General features: G+C 57.9%; 22 protein-coding genes, 4 tRNA genes and 1 riboswitch. Of the genes, 13 read left to right on the top strand and 13 right to left on the bottom strand.

The window, feature by feature from the left end:
- The first annotated feature begins 72 nt into the window (after positions 1 to 72).
- From LCH65_RS05340 to LCH65_RS05325, 4 genes are all read left to right on the top strand, one after another.
- Entirely contained in the window at positions 73 to 1,524 is a 1,452-nt protein-coding gene (locus LCH65_RS05340; protein WP_003369940.1) for an NCS1 family nucleobase:cation symporter-1, read from the top strand.
- 289 nt (positions 1,525 to 1,813) lie between these two features.
- Positions 1,814 to 3,892, top strand: a complete 2,079-nt coding sequence (locus LCH65_RS05335; RefSeq protein ID WP_226439214.1) for a PAS domain-containing sensor histidine kinase — start codon at positions 1,814 to 1,816, stop codon at positions 3,890 to 3,892.
- 1 nt (position 3,893) lies between these two features.
- A complete protein-coding gene (locus LCH65_RS05330; RefSeq protein ID WP_226439213.1) occupies positions 3,894 to 4,217 on the top strand; it encodes a hypothetical protein in 324 nt (107 codons plus the stop codon).
- Between the two features lie 161 nt (positions 4,218 to 4,378).
- Positions 4,379 to 6,268, top strand: coding sequence for a methyl-accepting chemotaxis protein (locus tag LCH65_RS05325; RefSeq protein WP_226439212.1), 1,890 nt, complete (start codon positions 4,379 to 4,381; stop codon positions 6,266 to 6,268).
- Positions 6,269 to 6,380: 112 nt separating this feature from the next.
- Here the strand turns inward: LCH65_RS05325 and LCH65_RS05320 are convergent, their stop codons facing one another.
- Positions 6,381 to 6,695 carry a hypothetical protein gene (locus LCH65_RS05320; protein WP_003434609.1) on the bottom strand — a complete coding sequence of 105 codons (315 nt, stop codon included), beginning with the start codon at positions 6,693 to 6,695 and terminating at the stop codon, positions 6,381 to 6,383.
- Positions 6,696 to 6,912: 217 nt separating this feature from the next.
- The gene (locus LCH65_RS05315) at positions 6,913 to 7,776 is read right to left on the bottom strand and encodes an alpha/beta hydrolase (RefSeq protein ID WP_128774988.1); all 864 of its coding nucleotides are present in this window, start codon (positions 7,774 to 7,776) and stop codon (positions 6,913 to 6,915) included.
- Positions 7,777 to 7,893: 117 nt separating this feature from the next.
- Here LCH65_RS05315 and LCH65_RS05310 point away from each other — a divergent pair, with 117 nt between their 5' ends.
- From LCH65_RS05310 to LCH65_RS05295, 4 genes are all read left to right on the top strand, one after another.
- Positions 7,894 to 8,496 carry a WHG domain-containing protein gene (locus LCH65_RS05310; RefSeq protein ID WP_003434607.1) on the top strand — a complete coding sequence of 201 codons (603 nt, stop codon included), beginning with the start codon at positions 7,894 to 7,896 and terminating at the stop codon, positions 8,494 to 8,496.
- A 256-nt stretch (positions 8,497 to 8,752) separates the two neighbouring features.
- Positions 8,753 to 9,541: an SDR family oxidoreductase gene (locus LCH65_RS05305; protein WP_003369923.1), complete on the top strand. Its 789-nt coding sequence runs from the start codon at positions 8,753 to 8,755 to the stop codon at positions 9,539 to 9,541.
- A 59-nt stretch (positions 9,542 to 9,600) separates the two neighbouring features.
- Positions 9,601 to 10,602 carry an NADP-dependent oxidoreductase gene (locus LCH65_RS05300; RefSeq protein WP_096121417.1) on the top strand — a complete coding sequence of 334 codons (1,002 nt, stop codon included), beginning with the start codon at positions 9,601 to 9,603 and terminating at the stop codon, positions 10,600 to 10,602.
- Between the two features lie 64 nt (positions 10,603 to 10,666).
- Positions 10,667 to 11,479: an oxidoreductase gene (locus tag LCH65_RS05295; protein ID WP_226439211.1), complete on the top strand. Its 813-nt coding sequence runs from the start codon at positions 10,667 to 10,669 to the stop codon at positions 11,477 to 11,479.
- Between the two features lie 19 nt (positions 11,480 to 11,498).
- Here LCH65_RS05295 and LCH65_RS05290 read toward each other — a convergent pair whose 3' ends face one another.
- Together LCH65_RS05290 and LCH65_RS05285 are read right to left on the bottom strand one after the other, a co-directional pair.
- Positions 11,499 to 12,083 (bottom strand): TetR/AcrR family transcriptional regulator, encoded by a 585-nt coding sequence (locus LCH65_RS05290; protein ID WP_072364881.1) that lies wholly within the window; start codon positions 12,081 to 12,083, stop codon positions 11,499 to 11,501.
- Between the two features lie 212 nt (positions 12,084 to 12,295).
- Positions 12,296 to 12,997: a glutathione S-transferase C-terminal domain-containing protein gene (locus LCH65_RS05285; RefSeq protein WP_054080885.1), complete on the bottom strand. Its 702-nt coding sequence runs from the start codon at positions 12,995 to 12,997 to the stop codon at positions 12,296 to 12,298.
- A 338-nt stretch (positions 12,998 to 13,335) separates the two neighbouring features.
- Between LCH65_RS05285 and LCH65_RS05280 the strand changes: the two genes are divergently transcribed.
- Positions 13,336 to 15,747: a DUF3772 domain-containing protein gene (locus LCH65_RS05280; RefSeq protein WP_226439210.1), complete on the top strand. Its 2,412-nt coding sequence runs from the start codon at positions 13,336 to 13,338 to the stop codon at positions 15,745 to 15,747.
- 12 nt (positions 15,748 to 15,759) lie between these two features.
- Here LCH65_RS05280 and LCH65_RS05275 read toward each other — a convergent pair.
- A tRNA-Arg gene (locus LCH65_RS05275) sits at positions 15,760 to 15,836 on the bottom strand.
- 317 nt (positions 15,837 to 16,153) lie between these two features.
- Here LCH65_RS05275 and LCH65_RS05270 point away from each other — a divergent pair.
- The 3 genes from LCH65_RS05270 (at position 16,154) to LCH65_RS05260 (ending at position 17,371) form a co-directional block, all read left to right on the top strand.
- A complete protein-coding gene (locus tag LCH65_RS05270) occupies positions 16,154 to 16,393 on the top strand; it encodes a hypothetical protein (RefSeq protein ID WP_003369913.1) in 240 nt (79 codons plus the stop codon).
- 36 nt (positions 16,394 to 16,429) lie between these two features.
- A complete protein-coding gene (locus LCH65_RS05265; protein ID WP_003369912.1) occupies positions 16,430 to 16,615 on the top strand; it encodes a PA3371 family protein in 186 nt (61 codons plus the stop codon).
- 429 nt (positions 16,616 to 17,044) lie between these two features.
- Positions 17,045 to 17,371: an Arc family DNA-binding protein gene (locus LCH65_RS05260; protein ID WP_002554423.1), complete on the top strand. Its 327-nt coding sequence runs from the start codon at positions 17,045 to 17,047 to the stop codon at positions 17,369 to 17,371.
- 176 nt (positions 17,372 to 17,547) lie between these two features.
- Here the strand turns inward: LCH65_RS05260 and mgtE are convergent, their stop codons facing one another.
- On the bottom strand, positions 17,548 to 18,990 hold the full coding sequence (mgtE, locus tag LCH65_RS05255; protein WP_003434593.1) for a magnesium transporter: 1,443 nt from the start codon (positions 18,988 to 18,990) through the stop codon (positions 17,548 to 17,550).
- Positions 18,991 to 19,315: 325 nt separating this feature from the next.
- Between mgtE and bamE the strand changes: the two genes are divergently transcribed.
- The gene (bamE, locus tag LCH65_RS05250) at positions 19,316 to 19,807 is read left to right on the top strand and encodes an outer membrane protein assembly factor BamE (protein WP_003369903.1); all 492 of its coding nucleotides are present in this window, start codon (positions 19,316 to 19,318) and stop codon (positions 19,805 to 19,807) included.
- Positions 19,808 to 19,851: 44 nt separating this feature from the next.
- Here bamE and LCH65_RS05245 read toward each other — a convergent pair.
- The 7 genes from LCH65_RS05245 to ltaE all read right to left on the bottom strand — a co-directional run bounded on the left by LCH65_RS05245 (position 19,852) and on the right by ltaE (position 25,811).
- A tRNA-Arg gene (locus tag LCH65_RS05245) sits at positions 19,852 to 19,928 on the bottom strand.
- 87 nt (positions 19,929 to 20,015) lie between these two features.
- Positions 20,016 to 20,092: transfer RNA gene (locus LCH65_RS05240), tRNA-Arg, on the bottom strand.
- 109 nt (positions 20,093 to 20,201) lie between these two features.
- A tRNA-Ser gene (locus LCH65_RS05235) sits at positions 20,202 to 20,292 on the bottom strand.
- A 62-nt stretch (positions 20,293 to 20,354) separates the two neighbouring features.
- Positions 20,355 to 20,543, bottom strand: coding sequence for a carbon storage regulator CsrA (gene csrA / locus LCH65_RS05230; protein ID WP_002554426.1), 189 nt, complete (start codon positions 20,541 to 20,543; stop codon positions 20,355 to 20,357).
- Positions 20,544 to 20,713: 170 nt separating this feature from the next.
- On the bottom strand, positions 20,714 to 21,946 hold the full coding sequence (locus tag LCH65_RS05225; protein ID WP_003369901.1) for an aspartate kinase: 1,233 nt from the start codon (positions 21,944 to 21,946) through the stop codon (positions 20,714 to 20,716).
- A gap of 91 nt (positions 21,947 to 22,037) precedes the next feature.
- Positions 22,038 to 24,662 (bottom strand): alanine--tRNA ligase, encoded by a 2,625-nt coding sequence (gene alaS / locus LCH65_RS05220; RefSeq protein ID WP_003434584.1) that lies wholly within the window; start codon positions 24,660 to 24,662, stop codon positions 22,038 to 22,040.
- Between the two features lie 144 nt (positions 24,663 to 24,806).
- On the bottom strand, positions 24,807 to 25,811 hold the full coding sequence (ltaE, locus tag LCH65_RS05215) for a low-specificity L-threonine aldolase (RefSeq protein WP_058417443.1): 1,005 nt from the start codon (positions 25,809 to 25,811) through the stop codon (positions 24,807 to 24,809).
- Positions 25,812 to 26,023: 212 nt separating this feature from the next.
- Positions 26,024 to 26,189, top strand: a riboswitch (FMN riboswitch).
- Positions 26,190 to 26,277: the final 88 nt, after the last annotated feature.

The following is a 26,277-nucleotide window of genomic DNA, read 5'->3' as shown; positions in this document are numbered from 1 at the left end:
GTACACGATCGTATACAAAAAAATCGCCGATCGTACTCCGATCCCGTCACGACACACCGAGGGAGTCACGCAATGACAGATCAACGCCCGACCGGGTACAGCCCGCGCTTGCACAACCATGATCTGGGGCCGGTGCCGCAGAAGTGGACCTGGTACAACATCCTGGCGTTCTGGATGAGCGACGTGCACAGCGTCGGCGGCTACGTTTTCGCGGCCAGTCTGTTCGCTCTGGGCCTGGCCAGTTGGCAAGTGCTGATCGCGCTGCTGGTGGGGATCTGCATCATTCAAGTGATCGCCAATCTGGTCGCCAAACCCAGTCAGCAAGCCGCCGTGCCCTACCCGGTCATCTGCCGCCTGGCCTTCGGCGTCTTCGGTGCCAACATTCCCGCCATCATTCGCGGGCTGATCGCGGTGGCGTGGTACGGCATTCAAACCTACCTGGCGTCCAGCGCGCTGGTGATCGTGGTGCTGCGTTTCTTCCCGGAACTGGCTGCGTATCAGAATGTGACCTTTCTCGGGCTGTCGTGGCTTGGCTGGTCCGGCTTTCTGGCGTTGTGGGTGGTTCAGGCTGCTGTGTTCTGGACCGGCATGGAGTCGATCAGACGTTTCATCGACTGGGCCGGTCCTGCCGTTTACGCGGTGATGTTCGCGCTGGCAGGCTGGATTGTCTGGCGCGCCGGCTGGGATAACATCAGTTTCACCCTGGCTGAAAAAGAGTTGTCCGGCTGGGCGGCGTTCGGGCAAGTGGTCATGGCCATCGCGCTGGTGGTCTCGTATTTCTCTGGGCCGACGCTGAACTTCGGTGATTTCAGCCGCTATTGCCGCAGCATGGCCGACGTGCGCCGCGGCAATTTCTGGGGTTTGCCGGTGAATTTTCTGGCGTTTTCACTGGTAACGGTGGTGATCGTCTCGGGCACATTGCCGATTTTCGGTGAGATGATCCACGACCCGATCGCGACCGTCGCGCGCATCGATAACACCACGGCCGTGCTGCTCGGCGCCTTTACTTTCGTGACCGCGACGGTCGGTATCAACATCGTCGCCAACTTCGTTTCCCCTGCCTTCGACTTCGCCAACGTGGCGCCCAGCCGCATCAGCTGGCGCGCAGGCGGCATGATCGCTGCCGTAGCGTCGATCTTCATCACCCCCTGGAACCTGTTCAACAACCCGGAAGTGATCCATTACACTCTGGACGTGCTGGCGGCCTGTATCGGCCCGCTGTTCGGCATCCTGCTGGTGGATTACTACCTGATCAAGAAACAGCAGATCGACGTCGACGCCCTGTTCAATGACACGCCAAGCGGTCGTTACTGGTACACCAACGGCGTCAACTGGATCGCGGTCAAGGCACTGCTGCTCACTGCACTGGTCGGTCTGTGCTTCACCTTTGTCGAGTGGTTCAAGCCGATTGCCAACTTCGCCTGGTTTACCGGTTGCATCCTGGGCGGCGCAGTGTTTTATGCGCTAACCCGCTGGTCGCCGGTGCAGGCTGCCAACCTGCCTGCGCCCGTCGGCCAGCATTGAGACGTTCGCAGGACGCTGAATACTTGAATGAAACCAGCGCTTTCAGGTGACTCGCCGAGCCCGGCATGACCTGAAAGCGCTGCCCTGCCTGCTCCGCTGAAAATAGCGCGCACCTCAAATGATATTAATTTAATATCACCCTATCCAGAATCATGGAATGATCGAGTGTCACTGATCACTCTGTGAGGCATCAGGCACAAAATAGAATAAATTTTGTACAACTTTCAGGCCGCTGCGCTGCCCTATGACTGAGTCTTTGTGAACCAGGCGTTCAAGTGGGTCGATAGTGATGAGCAATGATGTTTCTGGCGGCAGGCCATTTGCCCCCCAGCCACCCCCGCCTTCGGAGCAGGAAGCGGCCGAGCAGCTACTACAACTCGCCCTGGATTCAGGGGCAGTTGTCGGCACTTGGGTGTGGGACATCATTGCCGATCAGTTGACCGGCGATGAGCGTTTTGCCCGGACCTTCGGTTTGTCCCCGAAGCTGTGCGCCAAAGGCTTGCCACTGGAACTGGTGATTGCCTCCATTCATCCCGACGACTCGGCCAGAGTCGACAAGTCAATCGAGGACGCGCTTCAAAGCAGCGAAACCTACCGATGCGAATACCGGGTTCTGCATGAAGACGGTCTTTATCGCTGGATCGAAGCCAGCGGACGAATCGAGCGCGATAGTCGCGGCAAACCTGTTCGCAGTCCGGGCGTATTGCTCGATATAGACAGCCGTCGCACGGCTGAAGAGGAGCGCGACCGGCTCAACGAGTTGCTGAGGATATTCACGGCTGCCGTTCCCGGCGTCGTCTACGCCAAGGATCTCGAGGGTCGCATGCTGGTCGCCAATCGTGGCACCGCTGAACTGATCGGCAAGCCGCCCGCGTTTTTCATCGGCAAGACGGACCTGGAGTTTCTGGATGATCCGCAGCAGGCACGGGTGCTCATGGAAACCGACCGCCGGATCATGCAGAACAATGTCAGCGAACAGATCGAAGAACACGTCAACCTGCCTGACGGCTCTGCAGCGACGTGGCTCTCGACCAAAGCGCCCCTGCTCGATGAAAACGGCGAGGTGATCGGTCTGATCGGCTCGTCGGTTGATGTCACCGCCAGAAAAAAAGCCGAAGAAGCGGTCAGAGAACTCAATCAGACACTCGAACAGCGCATCGAACAAGCCGTTTTCGAACGCGAGCAGATCGAAGACGCCCTGCGCCACTCGCAGAAGATGGATGCCGTCGGGCAACTGACCGGAGGCATCGCTCATGACTTCAACAACCTGCTGGCCGGTATTTCCGGCAGCCTGGAACTGATCACCAAACGGTTGGCTCAGGGGCGCGTCGGCGATGTTGACCGTTACGTGTCGGTCGCCCAGGGCGCAGTACGCCGCGCGGCGTCGCTGACTCACCGTCTGCTGGCGTTCTCCCGACGCCAGACACTGTCGCCGAGAGTCACCGACGTCAACGGGTTGATTCATGACATGGAAGAGTTGATCGCCCGTACCGTCGGCCCGGAGATAGACATAAAGGTCGTCGCCCAGAATGATCTATGGCCTGCGCTGATCGATCATGCCCAGCTGGAAAGCTCGCTTCTGAACCTGTGCCTGAACGCCCGTGACGCGATGCCCAACGGCGGGCGCATTATCATCGAGACCGCTAACGCGTCTCTTGAAGAGTGCACCGATCCGGACCATGGCATTCCTGCCGGCGAGCACCTGAGCATACGGGTCACCGACACGGGCATCGGCATGAGTCCGGACATTGCCGCCAAAGCCTTCGAACCGTTCTTCACCACCAAGCCCATAGGTGCCGGCACCGGTCTCGGGCTGTCGATGGTGTATGGTTTTGTGCGCCAGTCCGGCGGGCAGATTCGCGTCGAATCGGTCGAAGGCCAGGGCACCAGCGTAGTCATGCACCTGCCACGCCACACTGCTGAAAATGCTCCCCGCCCCTTCGAGCCGGAAGTCATTGAAGAACCGCCGCATCACACCGGCGAAACCGTCCTGATCGTGGACGACGAACCCTCGGTGAGGATGCTCGTCGCCGAAGTCATCAGCGGTCTGGGCTACAACTGCCTGGAAGCGGCAGACGCACAGTCAGGTTTGCAGATCCTGCAGTCGGACACACGCATCGACCTGCTGATCAGTGACATAGGCTTGCCGGGCGGCATGAATGGCCGGGAAATGGCCGATGCGGCAGGCGACTGTCGACCGGGCCTGCCGACCCTGTTCATCACCGGTTATGCCAAAACATCCGTGCTGGACGATTGCCACCTGCGGCCTTGCACGCAAGTGCTCACCAAGCCGTTCGGGCTGGATGCGCTGGCCGGGCGAGTGACAGGCCTGATCGGCGCTGACGCGGTCGCCCGCGGGTTTTCGTAGGGTGAATCCGACCACGCCTGACGGTCGGTATTTTGTGGTCAGTGACCAACTCTGGCGGTGCTCCAATCCCTCTTTGAGCGACGACGTCCGCCAGCATCTGGTGGATGAGCTGATGGCTGCACGTCGTGCAGTCAAGGCCGCCAAGGCGTCCGAAGACCCCGAAGCCTTGAAGACGGCTCGGACCAGTGTGGACAAGGCCAAGGTTGCGCTTGGCGAGCGCGGTGAGGTCTGGTGGACCGATGGCGCCGAGGACTTCAATCGGCGCAAGGTGAAAAACACGCCTTATGCACAGTGGTATCTCGATTTGAATCACCCTGCCTACTGAACTGACAGCGTCATTCTGAACTGAAGGATGAAACCTTCAGGTGTTTTGTCATTTATATGACATATGACATTCATAAACATCGATTCCCGCCGATAACCACCCCAGCTTTACCCACTACCTATGACTCCTTGCGTAATACCCCTCTAAAGGCTCATACCGGCATGAGAACATCGTTAAAATTCAGTCATAAAATCCTCTTGGCAGCGTCCCTTGTGGTGATCGCCGCCTTCACACTGTTCACCTTCTACAACGATTATCTGCAGCGCAATGCGTTGCGCGTGCAGCTCAAGGAGAACCTTAACCAGACGGGCGAAAGCACCGCTGGCAATATCCGTAACTGGCTTTCAGGGCGAATTCTTCTGGTAGAGAACCTGGCGGAAAACGCCTCTTCGCCTCAGTCCGCGCAAGAGCAGAATCGGGTGCTCGGCCAACCCACGCTGATCGCCACCTTCATGAGCATTTACCAGGGCAAAAGTGATGGCTCCTTCGTCACCCAGCCGCCTGATGACATGCCGGCCGATTACGACCCGCGAACGCGGCCGTGGTATGTCGATGCCGTTCGCGCCGGCAAAACCATCCTCACCGAGCCGTATCTGGACGCGGTGACCAAGGGCCTGATCGTGACCCTTGCCACACCGATCAAGGGTGAGTCTGGCGTGGCCGGCGTGATTGGCGGTGACCTGAGCCTGGAAATCCTGGTGAAGATGATCAGTTCACTGCGACTGCACGGCGACGGATACGCGTTCCTGGTCGATGCGAATGGCCGCATTCTGGTTCATCCGGACACCTCGCTGGTGATGAAGACGCTGGCCGAAGTCTACCCGACGAACACACCGAAGCTGTCGCAAGACCTCAGTGAAAGCGAATATGCCGGCAAGACACAGATCCTTACCTTCGCTCACGTGGACGGTCTGCCATCGGTCAACTGGTACGTCGGCGTGGCGATGGATAAAGACATCGCCTATGCGGCGCTGGGCGAGTTCAGAAACTCGGCCATCGTGGCCACTGTGATTGCTGTGGTGCTGATCATCCTGCTGCTGGGCATGCTCCTGAGCGTCCTGCTGCGGCCACTGAACCTGATGGGCCGCGCCATGCACGATATCGCTGCCGGCGAAGGTGACCTGACTAAGCGCCTGATTATCGAGAGCCAAGACGAGTTCGGCTATCTGGGCAACGGCTTCAACCTCTTTGTAGAGCGAATCCATGACTCGATGCGTGAAGTCGCCTCCTCCACCGTACAGCTCAACGAAGTTGCCCAGCGGGTATTGAACGCATCCAACTCGTCAATGCTCAATTCCGATCAGCAGTCCCACCGCACCAACAGTGTCGCCGCAGCCATCAATGAGCTGGGCGCCGCAACACAGGAGATCGCCCAGAACGCCGCGCGTGCATCGGGGCACTCCAGCGATGCACGGACGTTGGCATCTAACGGGCAGGACGTAGTCGGGCAGAACATCTCGGCCATGAGCCGTCTCTCCAAACGCATCAGCAGCGCAAGCGAGCAGATCGAGACGCTGAATACCAAAACAGCCAACATCGGCCAGATCCTCGACGTGATTACCGGCATCTCCCAACAGACCAATCTACTGGCCCTCAATGCGGCCATCGAGGCCGCGCGTGCGGGTGAGGCCGGCAGAGGTTTTGCCGTGGTTGCCGATGAAGTCCGCAGCCTGGCGCACCGAACCCAGGAATCAGCGAGTCAGGTGCAGGAGATGATCGAGCAGTTGCAATCCGGTGCTCGTGAAGCCGTGGCGATCATGAACGACAGCCAGCGCGAGAGCGTTGAAACGGTCGAGATTGCCAACAAGGCCGTGACAAGTCTGGAAAACGTCACCGAGCGTATCGGCGAAATCGACGGCATGAACCAGTCGGTGGCGACTGCCACCGAAGAGCAGACCGCCGTCGTGGAAGCGATCAACGTGGACATCACCGAGATCAATACGCTGAACCAGCAAGGCGTAGAGAACCTGAACGCGACCCTGCGTGCGTGCACTGACCTTGAACAGCAGTCCACTCGATTGACGCAGTTGGTGGGCAGTTTCCGAATCTGACGTGGCAAGGCCGCTGCCGGAAAGCGTTAGGCAGCGGCCTGCTCTGCTCGACTGTTCCATTCAGCCCATCCGGCAGCTCGCCTACACCAAAAGCAAGAAACGGCACCGTCGATCACACGTAAAAAAGGTCAGCCTGAAAACTCCGGTCTTCCAGTACGGCCGCACCTGTTTCGGTAACACCAAGAACAATGTGCTGGACATAGGGAAACGAGATGTCGTGCTCCAGCACAGCGGCTGAAACCAGCAGCCCCTCTTTGACCAGCTCATCAATCATTGCCATAAAATCCCCGGCCGCCGGAACGTCTGATTGAAGGCGTATCAACGCGAGATAAATTTGACCGGACGTCAACTTTCCAGGGCGGACGAAGTTCGCGCTGCGGACGATTTCAAGCACCGCCAATTCATCGGAAAAATTATTAAAACCCATAGCGGCCTCCCACTTCTGAAGACGCTGACTCGCCTGTCCGGCTGTGTCAGGACTTTTAAAAGAAGCTCAGCTCGTGATGAGCGGAAACGCATCTGGCTTCCGTTATTCATCTTGCAATTAAACGAGCCAGATCCAGCTGGCACATACGGATTTCATGAAGCTGCGTATAGACGCTTCAGAGTGGAACCGTTGGAAAGGCCATCCGTTGCGGGTGCCGTCAAAGATGATCCGGTTTCAGAAAGTTCATCGCTTCCGCAATCACCGAAGGGTGATCAATCAGCCGATTGTGACCAAGCCCTTCAGTGGTAAACAGACGCGCCCCCGGCCATAGTTCTGCAAAACGAGCGCCCTTTTCCCACGGTGTTTCACGGTCACGGCGGTCATGAATGATCAGGGCGGGACGATCAAGCAGCGGCAGTCGCGAACTGGCGTCGTAGTCTGCAAAGCGGCGTCCGGTCAGCGAGTGCAGGACGCCCTCGAAAGGTTTGAATACTGTGTGGGCAACACCGACCGAATCGAATAGTTGAAGTACGCTGTCCGTAGGTGCCAGGAACGGCGCAATCAGGATAAAACGACCAGGGCACCACGACTGTTCCTGAGCGAAAACAATCGATGAAGCGCCCAATGAATGCGCTATCACCGCCGCAGGTTTTCCGAAATGGCGTCCCACGTGCTGCTGCACAGCCACGAACTGGGTCATGTGGCTGATATTGCCTGCGCTCAACCCGTGGGCGGGCTGATCGAACCCCACCACGGCGTAGCCCATCGAGCGCAGTAACGGCACCCATCCAATAAAACGCATTGCGTAACTTGACCAGCCGTGGGCCAGCAACACATACGGCTGGCTGGAGGGATCGCCCCAGACATAGGTGGCAATTCTGATGCCGTCCAGTTCAAGGCTACCGGTTTGCACATCCGTCGCTGTACTCAGGATTTCGGCAGCCTTGGCACGTCCGGACGCCTGAGGAGTCACAAAACGTTGAGCGAGGTATCTTCCAGTGATGCCCGGTAGAATACGGCTGCTCAGCGTGAACATGCCGCGCAGCGTCAATAGTCGAAGCCTGTTGATGATGTCGCTCATCGCTATTCCCCACGCCCGTCAGATGATCTGGCGCCATTAGAACAGTCTATCTTGTCACTGACAAGATAGGCTGAACCGATGGGAATATAACTTTTGTTTCATGATAGGGAGCCTTACATGTCGACTTCAGACGCCCCACGGACCTACCACCACGGCAATCTGCCCGCCGTCCTGCGTCAGGCCGCCTGGGATATCGTGGGGGAAGCGGGAGTCCGCGGCATGTCACTGCGCGAGTGCGCCAGAAGGGCGAATGTCTCTCATGCCGCCCCCGCCCACCATTTCGGCTCTCTGGAAAATCTGCTGGCGGAGGTGGTGGCCGATGGGTATGAGCGCATGGCCGACGTCATCGTTGCCGTGCAACAGGAACTTGACGACACCCTCCTGGGTTGCGGCATTGGTTATGTAAGTTTCGCCAAAAGTTACCCGGAGCACTTCCGGTTGATGTTTGGCGCGGGTGTAAACCGCACGTTGCCCAGGCTTCTCGAATCGGGTGAACGTGCGCTGCAAGTCCTCCGCCAGTCGATACGCAACGCCTGGATAACAAAATACGGTAGCGAGCCCGACCCGGAACTGCTTGAACAGCGCACCTTCCTCGCCTGGAGCACCGCGCATGGCTACGCTTCCCTGACCATCGACAGAAAGACGAATACCCCCCCTATTCCCTCTGCCGAGTCGGTACTGCAATTGATGACATGCGCCGTGCTTATGCCGTCAGACTGAAAACAGACGCACAGACCTCCATCAGATCGATACACAACCGCCGTCGTGACTGCGCTTGCGCAGAAGCGGTTTCGGCGGTGTGCATGCAATTTGCCCGCACGTCTTCCCATGATGTTCCCCACGTCCCCTTCCGAAACCCGAGCAGGATCAGCACGGCCTATTTTTGATGTCGATCGACATCAATACGTTGACATTTTAGATTTTGATCGTAATCATAACTGCCATCTCCTCCACGCAGTTTACGAGTACATCCTCCATGACAACGCCATCCACTGTTCTCATTACCGGTGCTTCCAGCGGCATCGGCGCGGTATATGCCGAACGATTTGCCCGTCGCGGTCACAATCTCGTAGTGGTCGCTCGTGACAAGGCACGTCTTGATGATCTGGCAGCACGCCTTCGTGAAGAAAACGGCGTTGCCGTTGAAGTCATTCAGGCCGATTTGACTCAAGCTGCCGACCTCACAGCTCTGGAAACCCGCCTGCGTGAGGACGCCAGCATCGGTGTGCTGATCAACAACGCGGGCATTGCTCAATCCGGAGGGTTCGCGCAACAGAACGCCGAGTCCATCGACAAGCTTGTCGCCCTCAATATCGTCGCCCTGACACGCCTTGCGGCCGCCGTGGCCCCACGTTTCGCGCAGTCCGGCTCGGGCTCGATCGTTAACCTCGGTTCGGTGGTGGGCTTTGCGCCAGAGTTCGGCATGTCGGTCTACGGTGCGACCAAGGCCTACGTGCTGTTCCTTTCCCAGGGAATGAACGTGGAATTGGCGCCCAACGGCGTCTACGTCCAGGCGGTGCTCCCGGCGGCTACGCGTACCGAAATCTGGGAGCGTGCGGGGATCGATCTGAACACGATTGCAGAGGTGATGGACGTCGACGAACTGGTTGATGCGGCACTGGTGGGCTACGACCGCCGCGAGCAGGTGACCATTCCGCCGCTGCATGTAGCGGGTCGTTGGGACTCGCTGGATGAGGCGCGGCAAGGGCTGTTGTCGGACATTCGACAGGCTCAGGCGGCCGAGCGCTATCGCCCGCAAGCCTGAGGCGGGTCAAGCCGCGGCAGATCCACACCCTTGTTCGACGACACTGGAATCAGAGCGTCATGAAAGCACTGACATTCGAAAAGTACGGCAAGTCGCCTGAGATTGCGATTACCCACGTCCCCATACCGGCCATCAAACCTGACGAACTGTTGGTGGAAGTTCACGCGGCCGGGTTGAACCCGATCGACAACATCATCACTACGGGGGTCTTCAAGCCTGTAGTGAAGTTGCAACTACCGGCCACCATGGGCAGCGATCTGGCAGGCATGGTCATTCAAGTAGGCAGCGCAGTCACTCGTTTCAAGGCAGGCGACGCAGTATTCGCGAGCCTGTTCGAACTGCGTGGGGGCGCCATCGCCCAGTTCGCCGCCGTACCGGAACACGCTGCCGCATTGAAACCCGCCAATCTGGACTTTGTTCAGGCCGCCTCCATCCCGATGGTCGGGCTTACGTCGTGGCAGGCATTCAAGGAACGCGCCCCTCTTAAAGCGGGCCAGAAGGTGTTCATACCGGCCGGGTCTGGAGGTATCGGTACCTTCGCCATCCAGCTGGCCAAACACCTGGGCGCCACAGTGGCCACGACCACCAGCGCGGGGAATATGGAGCTGGTTCGCAGCCTGGGCGCAGATGAAGTCGTGAATTACAAAGAGCAGGCATTTGAACAAGTGCTGCACGACGTTGACCTGGTGCTCGGCACCACCCGGGGAGACGACCTTGAAAGAGCTGTCGGCATCCTCAAGCCCGGCGGCAAGATCGTATCCCTGGTCGGCCCGCTGGATAAGGTATTCGCCAGGGCTCGGCGGATGAATGTCTTCTTCACCTTCGTATTCGGGTTGATGAGCCGCAGAATCACGCGCCTGGCGAGGAAGAAGAATGTGTCGTACTCGTTTCTGTTTGTTCGCGCGGATGGCGCTCAACTTGGCGACATCGCCAGGTTGCTCGAAAGTGGTCACATAACACCGGTGATTGACAGGGTCTTTGCGTTTGAACAGGCCAGCGAAGGGCTTGAATACCTGGGCCAGGGCCGTGCCAAAGGCAAGGTCGTCGTGAAGATCAAGTAAGCGTTTATTCAACGTCCACTCAGCCACCATTCAGGCCCGCATCTGTCGAGCATTGGAGTATCAAATGGACACCTCTTCCGAAAGAACCGCCATCGTCACGGGTGCCTCATCGGGCATCGGTCGTGCCACCGCAGAGGCGCTGGCGCGCGCGGGGTATACCGTGTTTGGCACAAGCCGCAAAATTGGTGACAGTTATGCAAAGGTCTCCATGCTGACCTGCGATGTCACGAATGACGACTCTGTCCGCGCGCTCGTTGCCACCGTGCTTGCGAAAACCGGGCGTATCGACCTGCTCGTCAACAATGCCGGCATCGGCATGCTGGGCGGGGCCGAGGAGTTCTCGATCCCACAAGTGCAGGCACTGTTCGACGTCAATCTGTTTGGCGTCATGCGCATGACCAGCGCAGTACTGCCGTCGATGCGCGAACAAGGTCGGGGACGCATTATCAATATCGGATCGGTTCTGGGACTGATACCCGCGCCCTACTCGGCTCATTATTCGGCGGTCAAACATGCTCTGGAAGGCTATTCGGAATCGCTCGATCACGAAATTCGCGCCTTCGACGTCCGGGTTTCGGTCATTGAGCCGGCATTCGTACGCACCGTCTTCGATCAAAACGGCATCGAGCCGGACTCACGGTTGCCGGAGTATGATCAGGCGCGAGCGGGTGTCCGTGCGTTGCTCGCCGATGTGATGCCGACAGCCGACCTGCCCGAGGTTGTCGCAGCGGTGGTACTGAAAGCGGCGAGCGATGTTCGCCCACGGCATCGATACACCGCCGGCAAGGCCGCCCGACAAATCAGCCTGCTACGGCGCTTCGCGCCTGCCGGAGCGTTCGATAAAAGCTTGCGCAAGCAGTTTCGCTTGCCGGTATAGATGCCATGGTCTGGACGTATCAGCGCCTTCCCATACTGACTTGGCTCGGCAATGGCCCGCAGGCGCGATAGGTGTCGATCAACGTGTCAAAAAGGGCTATGTCCGACCTGCTTCTGGCGACCAGTTGAGCGCCCGCCACAGCGGAAAAAATGGCCTGCGCCCGCACCTCGCTGTCCGCAGGCGTGCAAATGTTCGCTGCCACCAGAAGCTTGCTCAGCCAGGCAATGTTGACCTGGGCGAATAGCTGCATTTCTTCAGTCATCTCCGGCGGCAGGTTGTCGGTTTCAGCGCCGACGAAAGTGCCCAGGCAAAGGCGGTTTTCAACCTCCAGCGAGCGCCGGAAGATCTCCGGAAAGCGCTGTAATGCTTCGCTGGGATCGGGGGTTTCTTCGGCGATCGTCTCAAGTGCAGCGGCACCGTCCTGCCAGTATCGCCTGGCAACAGCGACACCCAGATCAGCCTTGCTGGGGAAGTGGTAGTAAATACTGGCCGGCTTGATTCCGACCTGGGCGGCCAGATCGCGAAAGTTCAGGCCGTTGTAGCCCTGGGACTGGGCGATGTTTCTCGCAGCAAGCAGGATCGCCTCACGGGCGTTGATGGTCATCGTAGTGCCTTGTACTTCGGACGCGTTTCTGGAGACCGGCACATGCTAATTCAAAAACCTGCCTTTTGTTAGGTAGAAAGACGGTGTGACGCATGGCAGCAGCCATCCGCTGCTGAACGGCCATCGTCGGTTTCTCACAAGCTGAAACGGCTATCGCCGGGAACATCCCGCATGACGTTCCCGGCGATAAGGTGAGCGTAAAAACAGCTCAATCACTCGGCCGGCGAGTCCAGCTCGGGAATACCGCTGCTGCGATCAGCATAGGCCGCCTGAAAAGCCGGACGTTTCTGCCAGCGCTGCCAGTACAGGTCCAGAAACTCGAAACGCTCATCCAATGGCGTGGCGTTGACCGGAAACTTGGAGAAGGCAATAGCAGTTGCAAGCGTGATGTCCGCGAACGTTGGCGCATCGCCGCCCAGCAGCCATTCGCGACCATCGGACAAATGACGATTGACCAATGCCGCGTGGCTCAGCGCTTCTTTGCGGCAGTGCTCGCCCCATGCTTCGTTCTTGGTCAGTTCAAGCTTGAAACCGAGTCCGGTGTGCAGCACGTGAAAGGCCGTAACGATCCGATAGAGGATATGCACCCAGATGCGGTTGTCCCACATGCTATCGAGGCCCTGCTCCAGAGCGCCCTCGCCCATGATCTTGCGGCCCGGATAAGACTGATCCAGATAGCGAGCGATAGCGGCCGTCTCGGATATGAAGCTGCCGTCTGCCAGTTCCAGGGTCGGTGTTTCACCCCACGGGTTCATGTTCAGATGACGCCAGCCACGCTGCTCTCCACCCGGCGTCATGTCATAAATGGTTTCTTCGAACTGATCGGCAATGCCTTTTTCGTGGATGAACAAACGCAGGCGTTGAGGATTCGGAAAAGCCGAAGGAGAGGTGAAAAGTCGCAATTTAGAGGTCATGGTCAGGCCTGTGAGGTAGGGTAAAACACCTACCTAACTATCGTTAGGTATCCACACCGTAGCGGTACTTTTGTTCTGAGTCAACGTTTACCTAACACTTGTTAGGCCAGTAGTATCCACTCGGCTGATCCGCAAGCCTGGCAATCGGAGAAGATTCTGCTGAAAATGCAGCCTTCAGGCATGGGTTGGCCCGCATTGACAGCGCTCAAACGTGAGCGCCTTGATATCCTGTGCGCCGATCTCGGGCGGCCAGTGAATGCTGCTCAAAAACGTACAAGACCCAGGCTCGAACCACAGGCCTCGCCTGGCCGCATAGCGCAGAGAAAGAAGGAAAAAGAATGCAGCACGCTTCGCTGAACCGTTTTCGTACCGGGTTGCTCGCCTTGCTTTTGCTCTGCGTGACCTTGCCGGCCCTGGCCCAGAATGCTCCCGCCCCCCAGGCCGATAGCGCCAGCAGCGCGACCCCTGCCGTGGATGCCCCGAGCCTGGATGATCTGAGCCAACAGCTCGATCAGATCCGTCAGAAAGTGACGGTCAGCGCCAACGACGACCTGCTTTCAAGCCTGCGCCAGGCGGCTTTGCAGGTCCAGAAACAAACCGACAATCTGATTGCTCAGCAGGCTGTCGATATCGAACACCTGAATGATCAGCTCAACATTCTCGGGCCGGTGCAACCGGACGAAGCGCAAAGCCTGACCAGTCAGCGCAAGACGTTGACCGCGCAGAAAAACGCGCTGGTCAATGATGAACGTCAGACCAATGAGCTGAGCCAGTCAGCCCGGGATCTGGCTACGCAGATATTCAACCTGCGCCGCAGCCTTTTCGATTCACAGATCAGCACGCGCACGGCGAGCCCGCTCAGTTCGGCATTCTGGTCCACGCTGATTCGCCCGACCGATGACGACCTGGGACGCCTGAACAGGCTTCTGGTGGACGTGCGCCAAGTACTCAACAACGCGATGGCACCGGACAACCGTGTGCAATTCATCAGCGTGGTGCTGGGCGCGTTGTTCATCTGGGTGGTTGTCCGGCGCCTGCTGGAGCGCCTGCTGATCTGGGCGATGATTCGCTGGCTGCCCGAAGGCCGCCTGCGCCGCAGCGCCCTGGCCCTGGCGGTCGGGCTGTCGACCATTCTCACCATCACCATTGCCACTTCCTTGCTGCGCTGGGGAATCGTCCACAACGCGGTGCTCAGCAACGACGTGGTCAATCTGCTCGATCAGGTGCAGACGCTGATTACCTTCTGCGCCTTCATCGTCGGTCTGGGCCGCGCGCTGTTGATGCTGGCACATGCCTCGTGGCGCCTGCCGCAAATTCCTGACCAGATTGCCACCGCACTGGGCCGCTTCCCCCCTGCCCTGGCACTGGCACTGATGGTCATCGGCACCCAGGAACGAATCAACAGTGTGATTGCCAGCAGCCTGGCACTGACCGTTGCGGTCAATGGCCTGACGGCACTGGCGGTTTCGCTGGTGTTCTTCTACGCCCTGTTGCGCTACCGCCGTACCCGCCGCCGCTTTGAACTAGAGCGCCCGGCAGGCTTCGCCGGGCTGATTCCGTTTATCGTTGCGGTGTGGGTCGGCCTGAGTTTGCTGGCGTTGTTGAGCGGCTACCTGACGCTGGCTTACTTTCTGGCAGTGAAACTGCTCTGGATCAGCGTGGTGGCGTCCACTGCATACCTGCTGATCGCCTGCTTCGGTGACATCTGCGAAACCCTCCTGTCACCCAAACAACCTGGCGGCCTGGCGCTGGGCTCAGCGCTGGGCTTGTCCACTCGCCATCAGGCGCAGGCAAGTACCGTACTGGCCGGCATAGGCCGCACCTTGCTTCTGCTCACCGCTGTACTGCTGGCGTTCATGCCTTCAGGGTCGAGCCCGGGCGACCTGCTCGCCAGCTTTACTCAGCTGGATGTCACGTCCAAATCCATGGGCAACCTGAACATTGTCCCCAGCGACATTCTGGTGGCATTGGTCTGCCTGGTCGTCGGCCTGCTGAGTGTGCGTGTACTCAAGGAGTGGTTTGGAGAACGCCTGCTGCCCGAAACCAACATGGACGCAGGCATGCAGGCCTCGCTGGTGACCCTGATCGGTTACATCGGCTTTGTGCTGGTGGTAGCCGTGGTGATGTCCACGCTCAATATCAGCCTCACCAATCTGACCTGGGTGGTCAGTGCGCTGTCGGTGGGGATAGGTTTCGGCCTGCAAGCCATTGTGCAGAACTTCATCTCCGGCCTGATTCTGCTGACCGAGCGTCCGGTCAAAGTCGGCGACTGGGTAAGCCTGGCGGGGGTCGAAGGCGATATTCGCCGGATCAACGTCCGCGCGACCGAAATCCAGATGGGCGACCGCTCAACAGTGATCGTGCCGAACTCGCAGTTCATCACGCAGAACGTCCGCAACGTGACTATGGGCAATGCGCTGGGCGTGGTCGGAATCACCCTTACCCTGCCCCTGGAAACAGACGTCCTGCAAATACGCGAACTGCTGTTGCAGGCCTTCACCGAGCATGAAGCGATACTCGACGCACCAGCACCGTCAGTCACGTTCAAGGACCTGACCAATACCGGTTTGATCATCAGCGCCAGCGGCTATGTGAACAGCCCACGCTCGGTGGGGGGCGCACGGAGTGATCTGTTATTTACGGTCTTGGGGCGTCTGAGGGAATTGGGTGTAGCGCTGTCTGCACCGCAGAGCATGGTGTTGATTAATGAGGGGGCTGGGAAGGATGCAGCGGCGGAGGAGAGTCAGTGATGCTTGTTTGTATGGTGTCCCAGGCGGGGTTCGAACCTGCAACCTTCCCCTTAGGAGGGGGATGCTCTATCCAATTGAGCTACTGAGACACTGCGTGCCGACACACCGATCGGTGCCAGCGAGGACGGCGTGCATCTTAGCGGCATGTGGCGCTTTTGTCATGTCGTCATTGTCCTTCGACCCTGTAGCCGATGTCGCCTGAAAACACGGCCTGATAAACCGATCATGCAATTTGCAATCCCCCAAAAAGCCATCATTGCAAAACGCACTGTAGAGCACTTTTTTTAATTTAATAAGCAATTGATTTTAAAGGACTTTTTATCATTTTCTGATTGGCATGCAGACTGCATTATTGATATCTGTGGAACACATCTCATCCCAAACGGTCGGGCACAGGTACTGGAAAATGAACAAGACTCTCTCAGTGTTGAATGCGGCAGCTCTGGTGGCTCTGGTAGCATTTCATTTCCAGGATTCTGGTATCAAGGATGCTCAGGCCATCACGCCTGCTCCTGTCCACCACCAGATCAGTCAGGCGCCAAAGCTGGCAATCATGACTGAACGCGTTGCGAGCGCAGCGGTGCTGGCCAATGACGATGATGAGTCACTTCAGTTTCCACGCGCTGAACAGCGCTGGGTTTTCTGATAACGCCCGCAACGACCCTTCCAAGAGAGAGTAGCCATGTCAAAATCCGCGTTGTCATTTCTGGTCCTGGCGATCATGGCTGTCGTCGCCGACCTTTTGCTTCCTGTTAATGCACAGGCTATGAGTATCGCTGCAAACATCGCCGCAGGCGTGTTCGCCAGTCTCTTTGTGGTTGCGTTGTTCGTCGGTCGCCGCTTCAAATTCGACCCGGTGCTTCGCTGAAAGCGAAGCTACCTGCGGTAATCTGCCCGGTCGTCTGACCGTTCGCATCCAGAATCTCCCCTCCTCCGAAAGAACCTTCCTGCACCGCAGCCAACCCTTTGTCGGCTAACCTCGGTCACGCTGAATTTAGACGCATACTCAGAGTCAAATGGCAATGACAGCAAAAAAGCTCAATGGCGTGCCCTTTTATCCGGGGACAAATGTGATGAGTTTGCAAATTCGCTCGCATTTCTGATAATTGGTGCTGGCAATACGCCGCTACCTGAGTCAATATTTGTCACAGAATTGACGCCAAGGATTCGACGTAATACGGCATGATGTCGGCCCCTTGGAACCCCGGTTGAACATTTGGCCAAAATGATTGTCTGACTGTGACAATCTTGCGGCCACTTGCTAGAACCGCTTCCCCTGAACTAACCGGTTAAATATATGAGCCCTATGAAACAGGCTACTTATTCCAGCCGCACGGCTGACAAGTTCGTCGTTCGCCTACCAGACGGCATGCGTAATCGCGTGCAAGAGGTAGCCAAGAATCATCACCGCAGCATGAACTCGGAAATCATCGCTCGTCTCGAACAAAGCCTGATTCAGGAAGGTGCTCTTGGTGATGAACCAAGCCTGCGCCTCGATAGTCCTGAGCTGTCCTTGCACGAACGCGAGCTGCTGCAGCGCTTTCGTCAGCTTTCACATCGTCAACAGAACGCTCTTGTTTCGCTGATTGCTCATGACACGGAACTCGCTTCCGAAGAGTCCTGAGATTTGACGTAACAGACAAAGGCCAGCGAAAGCTGGCCTTTTTCGTTGTAGCCTTTTTCTTTATTAGTCGTCGGCTTATTGCGTTACACAGCGACCTGAAGACTTGGCGGAACCATAAAAAAACCGCCTGATCATGGCGGTTTTTTTATTTCAATAGACTCTAGCCGTCGCGAGCCTTAGAGCAGAAAGATCGTCGCCAGCCCGAGAAAGATGAAGAAGCCGCCGCTGTCGGTCATCGCCGTAATCATGACGCTCGCCCCCATCGCGGGATCTCGCCCCAAACGTGCAAGCGCCATAGGAATGGAAACACCCATCAGCGCTGCCAGTAACAGGTTGAGCGTCATGGCTGCGGTCATGACCACACCCAGCGACCAGCTGTCATACAGGAAGTAGGCGACCACGCCGATCACCCCCCCCCAGATCAGACCATTGATCAAGCCGACAGCCAGCTCCTTGCGCAGCAATCGCGCCGTATTACCGGTATTGACCTGATCCAGCGCCATCGCGCGGACGATCATGGTGATGGTCTGGTTACCGGAGTTGCCGCCAATCCCGGCCACGATAGGCATCAGTGCAGCGAGCGCCACCAACTTCTCGATGGAGCCTTCGAACAGGCCGATCACACGCGAGGCCAGAAACGCGGTTACCAGGTTGACTGCCAGCCAGGACCAGCGGTTGCGCAGCGAACGCCATACCGACGCGAAGATGTCTTCTTCTTCACGCAGACCCGCCATGTTGAGGACTTCGCTCTCGCTTTCCTCACGGATCAGGTCGACCATTTCATCGATGGTCAGACGGCCGATCAGCTTGCCGTTCTTGTCCACGACCGGCGTGGAGATAAGGTCATAACGCTCAAACGCCTGTGCCGCATCGTAGGCATCGTCTTCAGGGTGAAAGCTGACCGGATCGTTGGCCATGACTTCGCCAACCTGCTTCTCCGGATCATTGACCAGCAGACGCTTGATCGGCAGCACGCCCTTGAGCACACCCTCGGAATCGACTACGAACAGTTTGTCGGTGTGACCAGGCAGCTCTTTGAGCCTGCGCAGGTAGCGCAGCACGACTTCAAGGCTGACATCCTCACGGATCGTCACCATCTCGAAGTCCATCAGCGCACCGACCTGATCCTCGTCATAGGACAAGGCCGACCGCACGCGCTCACGCTGCTGTGAATCCAGTGTTTCCATGAGCTCGTGAACGACGTCGCGGGGCAACTCGGGAGCAAGGTCGGCCAGTTCGTCGGCGTCCATGTCCCGTGCCGCCGCGAGCAACTCATGATCGTCCATGTCGGCGATCAGGGTTTCACGAACGGAATCGGATACTTCAAGAAGAATGTCGCCGTCGCGCTCGGCCTTGACCAGCTGCCAGACGGTCAGGCGGTCTTCCAGGGGCAAGGCTTCAAGGATATAGGCGACGTCGGCAGAGTGAAGGTCTTCGAGCTTGCGTTGCAACTCGACGAGGTTCTGCCGGTGAACCAGGTTTTCTACACGGTCCTGATGCTGACCTTCCTGACGGTGGGTCAGGTCTTCAACAATACGCTGGCGCTGCAGCAGATCGACAACCTGAGCCAGGCGATCCTGCAAGCTTTCCTGCGTTTTTTTTACTTCTCTTTCGGTCATAGGCGAACTCCACTCCCAGCAGCGGAGCACGCCGGGAGATCAATCAGTTAATTCATGATTGTTGAAAAACATTATCGAGTAACGACTGGGTATGTCCATGGAGGTGTTCCACAAGCCCCGGCGGAGCTGACGGGCGCAATGATACACCGCTTTGAGCGAAGCGCACGCGAGAAAATTCAGCTCATAACAACCGTTTGCAGCGCAAACCTGCACAACTCCGTAAGCCAGCCAGGGTTCGACGTCACATTCAGCCAATAAAACACGCTCGCCCCTTTCAAAGACCGCAGTTAGCCTTTGCCGACACCTGTCACGGAGGACCTTGAGCATGCGACCTGAAAATCATCTGCTGCTGTGGAGCGCCCTGCTCTGCCTTCCTGCCGCTGCAACCGCCAGCAACGTTCATCGCTGCGAGGATGCATCCGGAAAGATTACGTTTACCACCCTCGGCTGCCCGGATGGGCACAGTACCCGCCTGCAGAGAGCCTTCAACGCACCACCGGGAACCCGTATCGATGTGATGCCGCCCGCCAACACTGCGCAAACCGCGCGTGGAAAACCGGCAGATCAGACACTGGTCGTGGTCGGCACACGCGATGATGGCTGTGGAAACCGCTTGAGCGCCGAACAGCGCCGGGCTGCGATCATCAACCAGCGCACCCCTCCCGGTATGACGCAGCGTGATGTCGAGAGCCTGCTGGGACGCCCCGACAAAGTTACTAACCGCAATGGAGAATTGCATTACGTGTACAACCAGAAAAAAGGCCGCAGCAATAAGGTGACATTTGACGAGAACGGATGCGTTAAAGGAAAACGCTAGAAAGCAAAAAGCCCACATCTTTCGATGTGGGCTTTTCGTTTGTATGGTGCACTCGACAGGATTCGAACCTGTGACCGCTCGGTTCGTAGCCGAGTACTCTATCCAGCTGAGCTACGAGTGCATTGGTGTTTTTAGACCAGATCACCTCTGGTTGGAGCCAGTTATCGGAAACCTTGTAATTACTTACAACACTTCAAACAACTTTAAATGGTGCACTCGACAGGATTCGAACCTGTGACCGCTCGGTTCGTAGCCGAGTACTCTATCCAGCTGAGCTACGAGTGCATGTGTTGGTGCCGCGCATTATAGGTCGTAAAATTGTTTAGTCAAGCACTTTTTCTAGTAAATTCAACAACTTACAGATCAAGCCCAATCTTACGCACTACATAAATAATGGCGGAGAACGGGGGATTCGAACCCCCGACACCCTTTTGAGGTGTACTCCCTTAGCAGGGGAGCGCCTTCGGCCACTCGGCCAGCTCTCCGCAACACGGGGCGTATAATAACCACCCTTTTCCCCGTTTGCAAACCAAAAATTCAATAAAAATTAATGGCTTGGTTCTTCGTCCTTCTCTTTCTTGATACGCAGGTAAATCTCTTCACGATGAACCGCGACTTCCTTGGGCGCATTGACACCAATACGCACCTGATTACCCTTCACTCCGAGCACGGTGACGGTGATCTCACCATCTCCAATGATCAGGCTTTCCGCGCACCGACGAGTCAGAATCAGCATACTTTTCTCCTTACGCCTTTATTCAGGGACAACAGTCTGCAAACCTATAGGCAGTGACAGTAGCAAAACGCCATAACCACTACCTGTATATCGACTAACGCAAAGAAAACAAAAGCCCTTCTGCGCAGCACCCGAAAGACGCGGTCACGCCGCGCCCTTCGATGACAGGGTCATTCGCCCTGCCGCGGAGCATCCAGCTCAAAGGCCGTGTGCAGTGCGCGCACAGCCAACTCCAGGTATTTCTCTTCGATGACCACGGAAACCTTGATTTCCGATGTGGAGATCATCTGGATATTGATGCTCTCCTTGGCCAGCGCTTCGAACATACGACTGGCAACGCCGGCATGCGAGCGCATACCAACGCCGACGATGGACACCTTGGCGATCTTGGTATCGCCGGAAACCTCACGCGCGCTGATTTCACGCGCGGTAGCCTCAAGCACCTGCAAGGCCGCCTGATAGTCGTTGCGATGGATCGTGAAGGTGAAATCGGTGGTGTTATCGTGCGAGACGTTCTGCACGATCATGTCCACTTCGATATTGGCCGCGCTGATCGGGCCGAGAATCTTGAACGCCACGCCGGGGGTGTCTGGCACACCACGGATGGTCAGCTTGGCTTCATCGCGGTTGAAGGCGATGCCGGAAATGATCGGCTGTTCCATGGATTCCTCTTCATCGATTGTAATAAGGGTGCCCGGCCCCTCTTTGAAGCTGTGCAGAACGCGCAGCGGGACATTGTATTTGCCGGCGAATTCGACCGCACGGATCTGCAGCACCTTGGAACCGAGGCTGGCCATTTCCAGCATCTCTTCGAAGGTGATCTTGTCGAGACGCTGGGCCTGCGACACGACGCGTGGATCAGTGGTGTAGACGCCATCGACGTCGGTGTAGATCTGGCACTCGTCCGCTTTCAGCGCCGCCGCCAGGGCAACACCGGTCGTGTCCGAGCCACCACGCCCGAGGGTCGTGATGTTGCCGTGTTCGTCGACACCCTGGAAACCGGCGACCACCACCACACGACCCGCTTTCAGGTCGGAGCGGATCTTCTGGTCGTCGATCTGCAGGATGCGCGCTTTGTTGTGCGCGCTGTCGGTGAGGATACGCACCTGATTGCCGGTGTAGGACACCGCCGGAACGCCACGCTTCATCAAGGCCATCGCCAGCAGCGCGATGGTCACCTGCTCGCCCGTGGAGACAATGACATCCAGCTCACGGGGAACCGGCTGATCACTGATCTGCCTGGCCAACTCGATCAGACGATTGGTTTCACCGCTCATGGCCGACAGCACGACCACCAGGTCGTCACCCGCCTCACGGAATTTCTTGACCTTGTCGGCCACCTGCTCGATGCGCTCTACAGAGCCCACGGAGGTGCCGCCAAATTTCTGTACGATTAAAGCCATCTCAAAGCCGCCTCAAATCCCGTTAAGAGCACCCATTAACATTCGAGTCCAAGTAAGGCCTGCCGGTGTGCGGCAGGCCTGCTGACCCGACTCAGATACCCTGCTCTACAAAAGGAACGGCCAGTGCCAGCGCTGAATCCAGCGCACCGGCATCGACACCACCGCCTTGAGCCATATCAGGACGGCCACCACCTTTACCACCTACGGCGGCAGCTGCCTGCTTCATCAAATCACCGGCTTTGAGTTGGCCAGTCAGGTCCTTGGTCACGCCTGCGACCAAGACAACCTTGTCCTCATGAACACTGCCGAGCAGGATCACTGCGCGGCCGAGCTTGTTCTTCAACTGATCGACAAGCGCCAACAACGCCTTGCCGTCCTGACCATCCAGGCGCGTGGCCAGAACCTTGACCCCTTTGACATCCAGCGCAGCTGATGACAGGTCGTCACCGGCGGCACTGGCTGCCTTGGCTTGCAGTTGTTCCAGTTGTTTTTCCAGCAGACGGTTGCGTTCAATCACCGCCGTCAGCTTGTCCAGCAGGTTGTCGCGATTGCCTTTGACCAGCGTCGCGGCTTCCTTGAGTTGATCTTCGGCCGAATTCAGCCAGGCCAGGGCCGCAGCGCCGGTGACGGCCTCGATACGGCGCACGCCTGCTGCGACACCGCCTTCACTGACGATCTTGAACAGCGCGATGTCACCGGTGCGGCTGGCGTGAATGCCACCACACAGCTCGACGGAAAACTCGCCGCCCATGCTCAGTACGCGAACGCTGTCGCCGTACTTCTCGCCGAACAGCGCCATGGCGCCCTTCTTCTTCGCCGTGTCGATATCGGTTTCTTCGGTCATGACCTCGGTGTTCTTGCGAATCTCGGCGTTGACGATATCTTCCAGCGCGCGCAGTTGCTCGGCCTTGATCGCTTCGAAGTGGCTGAAGTCGAAGCGCAGACGCTGACTGTCGACCAGCGAGCCTTTCTGCTGAACGTGCTCACCCAGCACCTGACGCAATGCGGCATGCAGCAAGTGAGTGGCCGAATGGTTCAATTTGGTTGCATCGCGAACTTCATCAGCCACTTGTGTTTCAACCTGCGCGCCAACGCTCAGGCTGCCGGACGCCACAACGCCGTGGTGCAGGAAGGCGCCGCCGGTCTTGGTGGTATCACTGACGTCAAAGCGCGCGTCACCGGCCTGCAGGAAACCACTGTCACCGATCTGACCGCCCGACTCGGCGTAGAACGGAGTGACGTCGAGAATTACCACGCCCTCTTCACCTTCATTCAGGTGAGAAACCGACTGGCCTTCCTTATAGAGGGCCACGACGCTGGCGCTGCCAGTGGTCGCCGAGTAACCGGTGAACTGGGTGGCCACATCGACCTTGACCAGGCTGTTGTAATCCATGCCGAACGAACTGGCCGAACGGGCGCGCACGCGCTGGGCGTCCATTTCACGCTCGAAGCCTGCTTCGTCCAGGGTCAGATTACGCTCACGGGCGATGTCGCCTGTCAGGTCCATCGGGAAGCCATAGGTATCGTACAGCTTGAACACCACTTCGCCCGGAACCACGGTGCCTTTGAGGTCGGCCAGATCCTGTTCGAGAATTTTCAGACCTTGCTCGAGGGTCTTGGCGAACTGCTCTTCTTCGCCTTTGAGTACGCGTTCGATGTGCGACTGCTGCTGCACCAGCTCAGGGAACGCAGACCCCATCTCGGCAACCAGCGCGGCAACGATCTGGTAGAAGAAGCTGCCCTTGGCACCCAGCTTGTTGCCGTGACGGCAGGCGCGACGAATGATGCGGCGCAGCACATAACCGCGACCTTCATTGGACGGCAGCACGCCGTCGGCGATCAGGAAGCCGCACGAGCGAATGTGGTCAGCCACGACCTTCAGCGAAGCCTGGTTGTCATTGCTGCAACCAATGGCCTTGGCAGACGCAGCCAGCAGGCTCTGGAACAGATCGATTTCGTAGTTGGAGTGCACGTGCTGCAGAACCGCACTGACACGCTCCAGGCCCATGCCGGTATCGACCGAAGGCGCTGGCAGCGGGTGCAGCACACCATCTGCAGTCCGGTTGAACTGCATGAATACGTTGTTCCAGATTTCGATGTAACGGTCGCCGTCTTCTTCCGGCGAGCCTGGCGGGCCACCCCAGATTTCCGGGCCGTGGTCGAAGAAAATCTCGCTGCAAGGACCGCACGGGCCGGTATCGCCCATGGTCCAGAAGTTATCGGAGGCGTACGGTGCGCCTTTGTTGTCGCCAATGCGAACCATGCGCTCGGCTGGCACGCCGATCTCCTTGGTCCAGATGTCATAGGCTTCATCGTCAGTGGCGTACACCGTGACCCAGAGTTTTTCCTTGGGCAGGTTGAGCCATTTTTCGGAGGTCAGGAACGTCCAGGCGTAGGTGATGGCATCACGCTTGAAATAGTCACCGAAGCTGAAGTTGCCCAGCATCTCGAAAAAAGTATGGTGACGGGCGGTATAGCCGACGTTTTCCAGGTCGTTGTGCTTGCCACCGGCACGCACGCATTTCTGACTGGTAACGGCGCGGGTGTAGGCGCGCTTTTCCTGGCCCAGGAAGCAATCCTTGAACTGGTTCATGCCTGCGTTGGTGAACAGCAGGGTTGGGTCGTTGCCCGGAATCAAGGAGCTTGAAGCGACACGAGTGTGGCCTTGCTCTTCGAAGAAGCCAAGGAAGGCTTCACGGATTTCTGCGCTTTTCATAGGTTCTTCCACGGAGACTGCGGCCAGAGGCAAGTGCAAAACGTCAAATGACGTAGCGACGGCAAAGGGCCGCATTATATAGGCGTTGCGCCCTCGGTACAGTGTGTTTGTGCGATAGAAACAAGTAACTGGATTATCGGCATGTCATGAGTGTTCAAAGGCTGCGAATGCGGCGATGACCTGTTCGATCTGAGCGCGCGACACGTTCATGTGGGTCACCATACGCAGCCGCGGTGCGGCCGTGAGTACGATGCCCCGCTCGGCGCAGAACGCCTTGAGCGATGCCGCGCGCTCGCCGATCGGCACATAGACCATATTGGTCTGTACCGGCTCGACAGCGTAGCCGAGCCCGCTCAGGCCTTCAGCCAGAAACGCCGCGTTGGCATGGTCATCCGCCAACCGCTCGACCTGATGATCCAGCGCGTAGAGCCCTGCCGCAGCCAGCCCTCCAGCCTGACGCATGCCACCGCCCAGCATCTTGCGCAAGCGGCGGGCCTTGGCGATCAACGGGTGCGAACCGCAGAGCACCGAGCCGATCGGCGCGCCCAGCCCCTTGGAGAGGCAGACCGAAACAGAATCGAAGTGCCGGGTAATCTCGCGAACATCGACACCCAGCCTGACCGAAGCGTTGTACAGCCGTGCGCCGTCCAGGTGGAGAGCGAGCCCCTTTTCCAGGGTCAGGGTACGCGCGGCAGCCAGGTAGTCCAAGGGCAGCACTTTGCCCTGCATGGTGTTTTCCAGAGCCAGCAGGCGCGTGCGGGCGAAGTGAAAGTCATCGGGTTTGATGGCGTCGAGCACCTGCTGCAGGTCCAGAGAACCGTCGGCCTGTACCTCCAGTGGCTGCGGCTGAATGGAGCCCAGCACTGCCGCACCGCCACCTTCGTACTTATAGGTGTGGGCCTGCTGGCCGACGATGTACTCATCGCCGCGTTCACAGTGCGCCATCAGCGCCAGCAGATTGCTCATGGTGCCCGACGGCACGAACAGCGCGGCGTCGAACCCGAGACGCCTGGCGAGCGTTGCTTCGAGCAGATTGACCGTAGGGTCCTCACCGTAGACGTCATCGCCAACGGGCGCACGTGCCATGGCATCGAGCATGCCGGCCGTAGGCAGAGTCACTGTGTCGCTGCGCAGATCGATGACAGTCACGAAAAAGCTCCCTGAAGTTGAAGATCGATAATGCATGCAACCTTTGGCTTGCAACAAGGCATTACTGAGGCCGCGGTACATGATAATCAAGCACCGCCGCTCTCGATACTCCGTGCCCTTATAAGAAAAAGGTAGGTGTACCGTACGAAAGTGTCCATGCATGATCCAGCGAACTATGATAAAAATCTCGCGCCGGCCACGTAAAGTGACGGCAACGTTCTCAGGGCGGGGTGCAATTCCCCACCGGCGGTAATGATGCGCAATGCGTCTAGCCCGCGAGCGCTTGGGGATCGCGGCTTTGGCTGCTATCTGCAAGGTCAGCAGACCCGGTGTGATTCCGGGGCCGACGGTCATAGTCCGGATGAAGAGAGAGCGGGATTGGTGTCAGCAAGAACGTCTGTAAAACCTATCCATGAACGACATCGTTCAGGAGGCTTTCCTACGCAGCTTGAATCCCTTTCGATCC

The sequence above is a fragment of the Pseudomonas sp. MWU16-30316 genome, from assembly GCF_020515645.1.
GTDB lineage: Bacteria > Pseudomonadota > Gammaproteobacteria > Pseudomonadales > Pseudomonadaceae > Aquipseudomonas > Aquipseudomonas cerasi.
This window is presented reverse-complemented; position numbering and strand designations above follow the sequence as displayed.

Excerpts from the sequence above, each read along its gene's own strand:
- LCH65_RS05305 (WP_003369923.1), top strand. The coding sequence starts at position 8,753 with ATGACAACGCCATCCACTGTTCTCATTACCGGTGCTTCCAGCGGCATC.
- LCH65_RS05325 (WP_226439212.1), top strand. The coding sequence starts at position 4,379 with ATGAGAACATCGTTAAAATTCAGTCATAAAATCCTCTTGGCAGCGTCC.
- LCH65_RS05320 (WP_003434609.1), bottom strand. The coding sequence starts at position 6,695 with ATGGGTTTTAATAATTTTTCCGATGAATTGGCGGTGCTTGAAATCGTC.
- LCH65_RS05310 (WP_003434607.1), top strand. The coding sequence starts at position 7,894 with ATGTCGACTTCAGACGCCCCACGGACCTACCACCACGGCAATCTGCCC.
- LCH65_RS05260 (WP_002554423.1), top strand. The coding sequence starts at position 17,045 with ATGAGCCCTATGAAACAGGCTACTTATTCCAGCCGCACGGCTGACAAG.
- bamE (WP_003369903.1), top strand. The coding sequence starts at position 19,316 with ATGCGACCTGAAAATCATCTGCTGCTGTGGAGCGCCCTGCTCTGCCTT.
- LCH65_RS05290 (WP_072364881.1), bottom strand. The coding sequence starts at position 12,083 with ATGACCATCAACGCCCGTGAGGCGATCCTGCTTGCTGCGAGAAACATC.
- LCH65_RS05335 (WP_226439214.1), top strand. The coding sequence starts at position 1,814 with ATGAGCAATGATGTTTCTGGCGGCAGGCCATTTGCCCCCCAGCCACCC.
- LCH65_RS05295 (WP_226439211.1), top strand. The coding sequence starts at position 10,667 with ATGGACACCTCTTCCGAAAGAACCGCCATCGTCACGGGTGCCTCATCG.
- LCH65_RS05280 (WP_226439210.1), top strand. The coding sequence starts at position 13,336 with ATGCAGCACGCTTCGCTGAACCGTTTTCGTACCGGGTTGCTCGCCTTG.
- LCH65_RS05270 (WP_003369913.1), top strand. The coding sequence starts at position 16,154 with ATGAACAAGACTCTCTCAGTGTTGAATGCGGCAGCTCTGGTGGCTCTG.
- LCH65_RS05340 (WP_003369940.1), top strand. The coding sequence starts at position 73 with ATGACAGATCAACGCCCGACCGGGTACAGCCCGCGCTTGCACAACCAT.
- csrA (WP_002554426.1), bottom strand. The coding sequence starts at position 20,543 with ATGCTGATTCTGACTCGTCGGTGCGCGGAAAGCCTGATCATTGGAGAT.
- LCH65_RS05265 (WP_003369912.1), top strand. The coding sequence starts at position 16,430 with ATGTCAAAATCCGCGTTGTCATTTCTGGTCCTGGCGATCATGGCTGTC.
- LCH65_RS05225 (WP_003369901.1), bottom strand. The coding sequence starts at position 21,946 with ATGGCTTTAATCGTACAGAAATTTGGCGGCACCTCCGTGGGCTCTGTA.
- alaS (WP_003434584.1), bottom strand. The coding sequence starts at position 24,662 with ATGAAAAGCGCAGAAATCCGTGAAGCCTTCCTTGGCTTCTTCGAAGAG.
- mgtE (WP_003434593.1), bottom strand. The coding sequence starts at position 18,990 with ATGACCGAAAGAGAAGTAAAAAAAACGCAGGAAAGCTTGCAGGATCGC.
- LCH65_RS05315 (WP_128774988.1), bottom strand. The coding sequence starts at position 7,776 with ATGAGCGACATCATCAACAGGCTTCGACTATTGACGCTGCGCGGCATG.
- LCH65_RS05300 (WP_096121417.1), top strand. The coding sequence starts at position 9,601 with ATGAAAGCACTGACATTCGAAAAGTACGGCAAGTCGCCTGAGATTGCG.
- LCH65_RS05285 (WP_054080885.1), bottom strand. The coding sequence starts at position 12,997 with ATGACCTCTAAATTGCGACTTTTCACCTCTCCTTCGGCTTTTCCGAAT.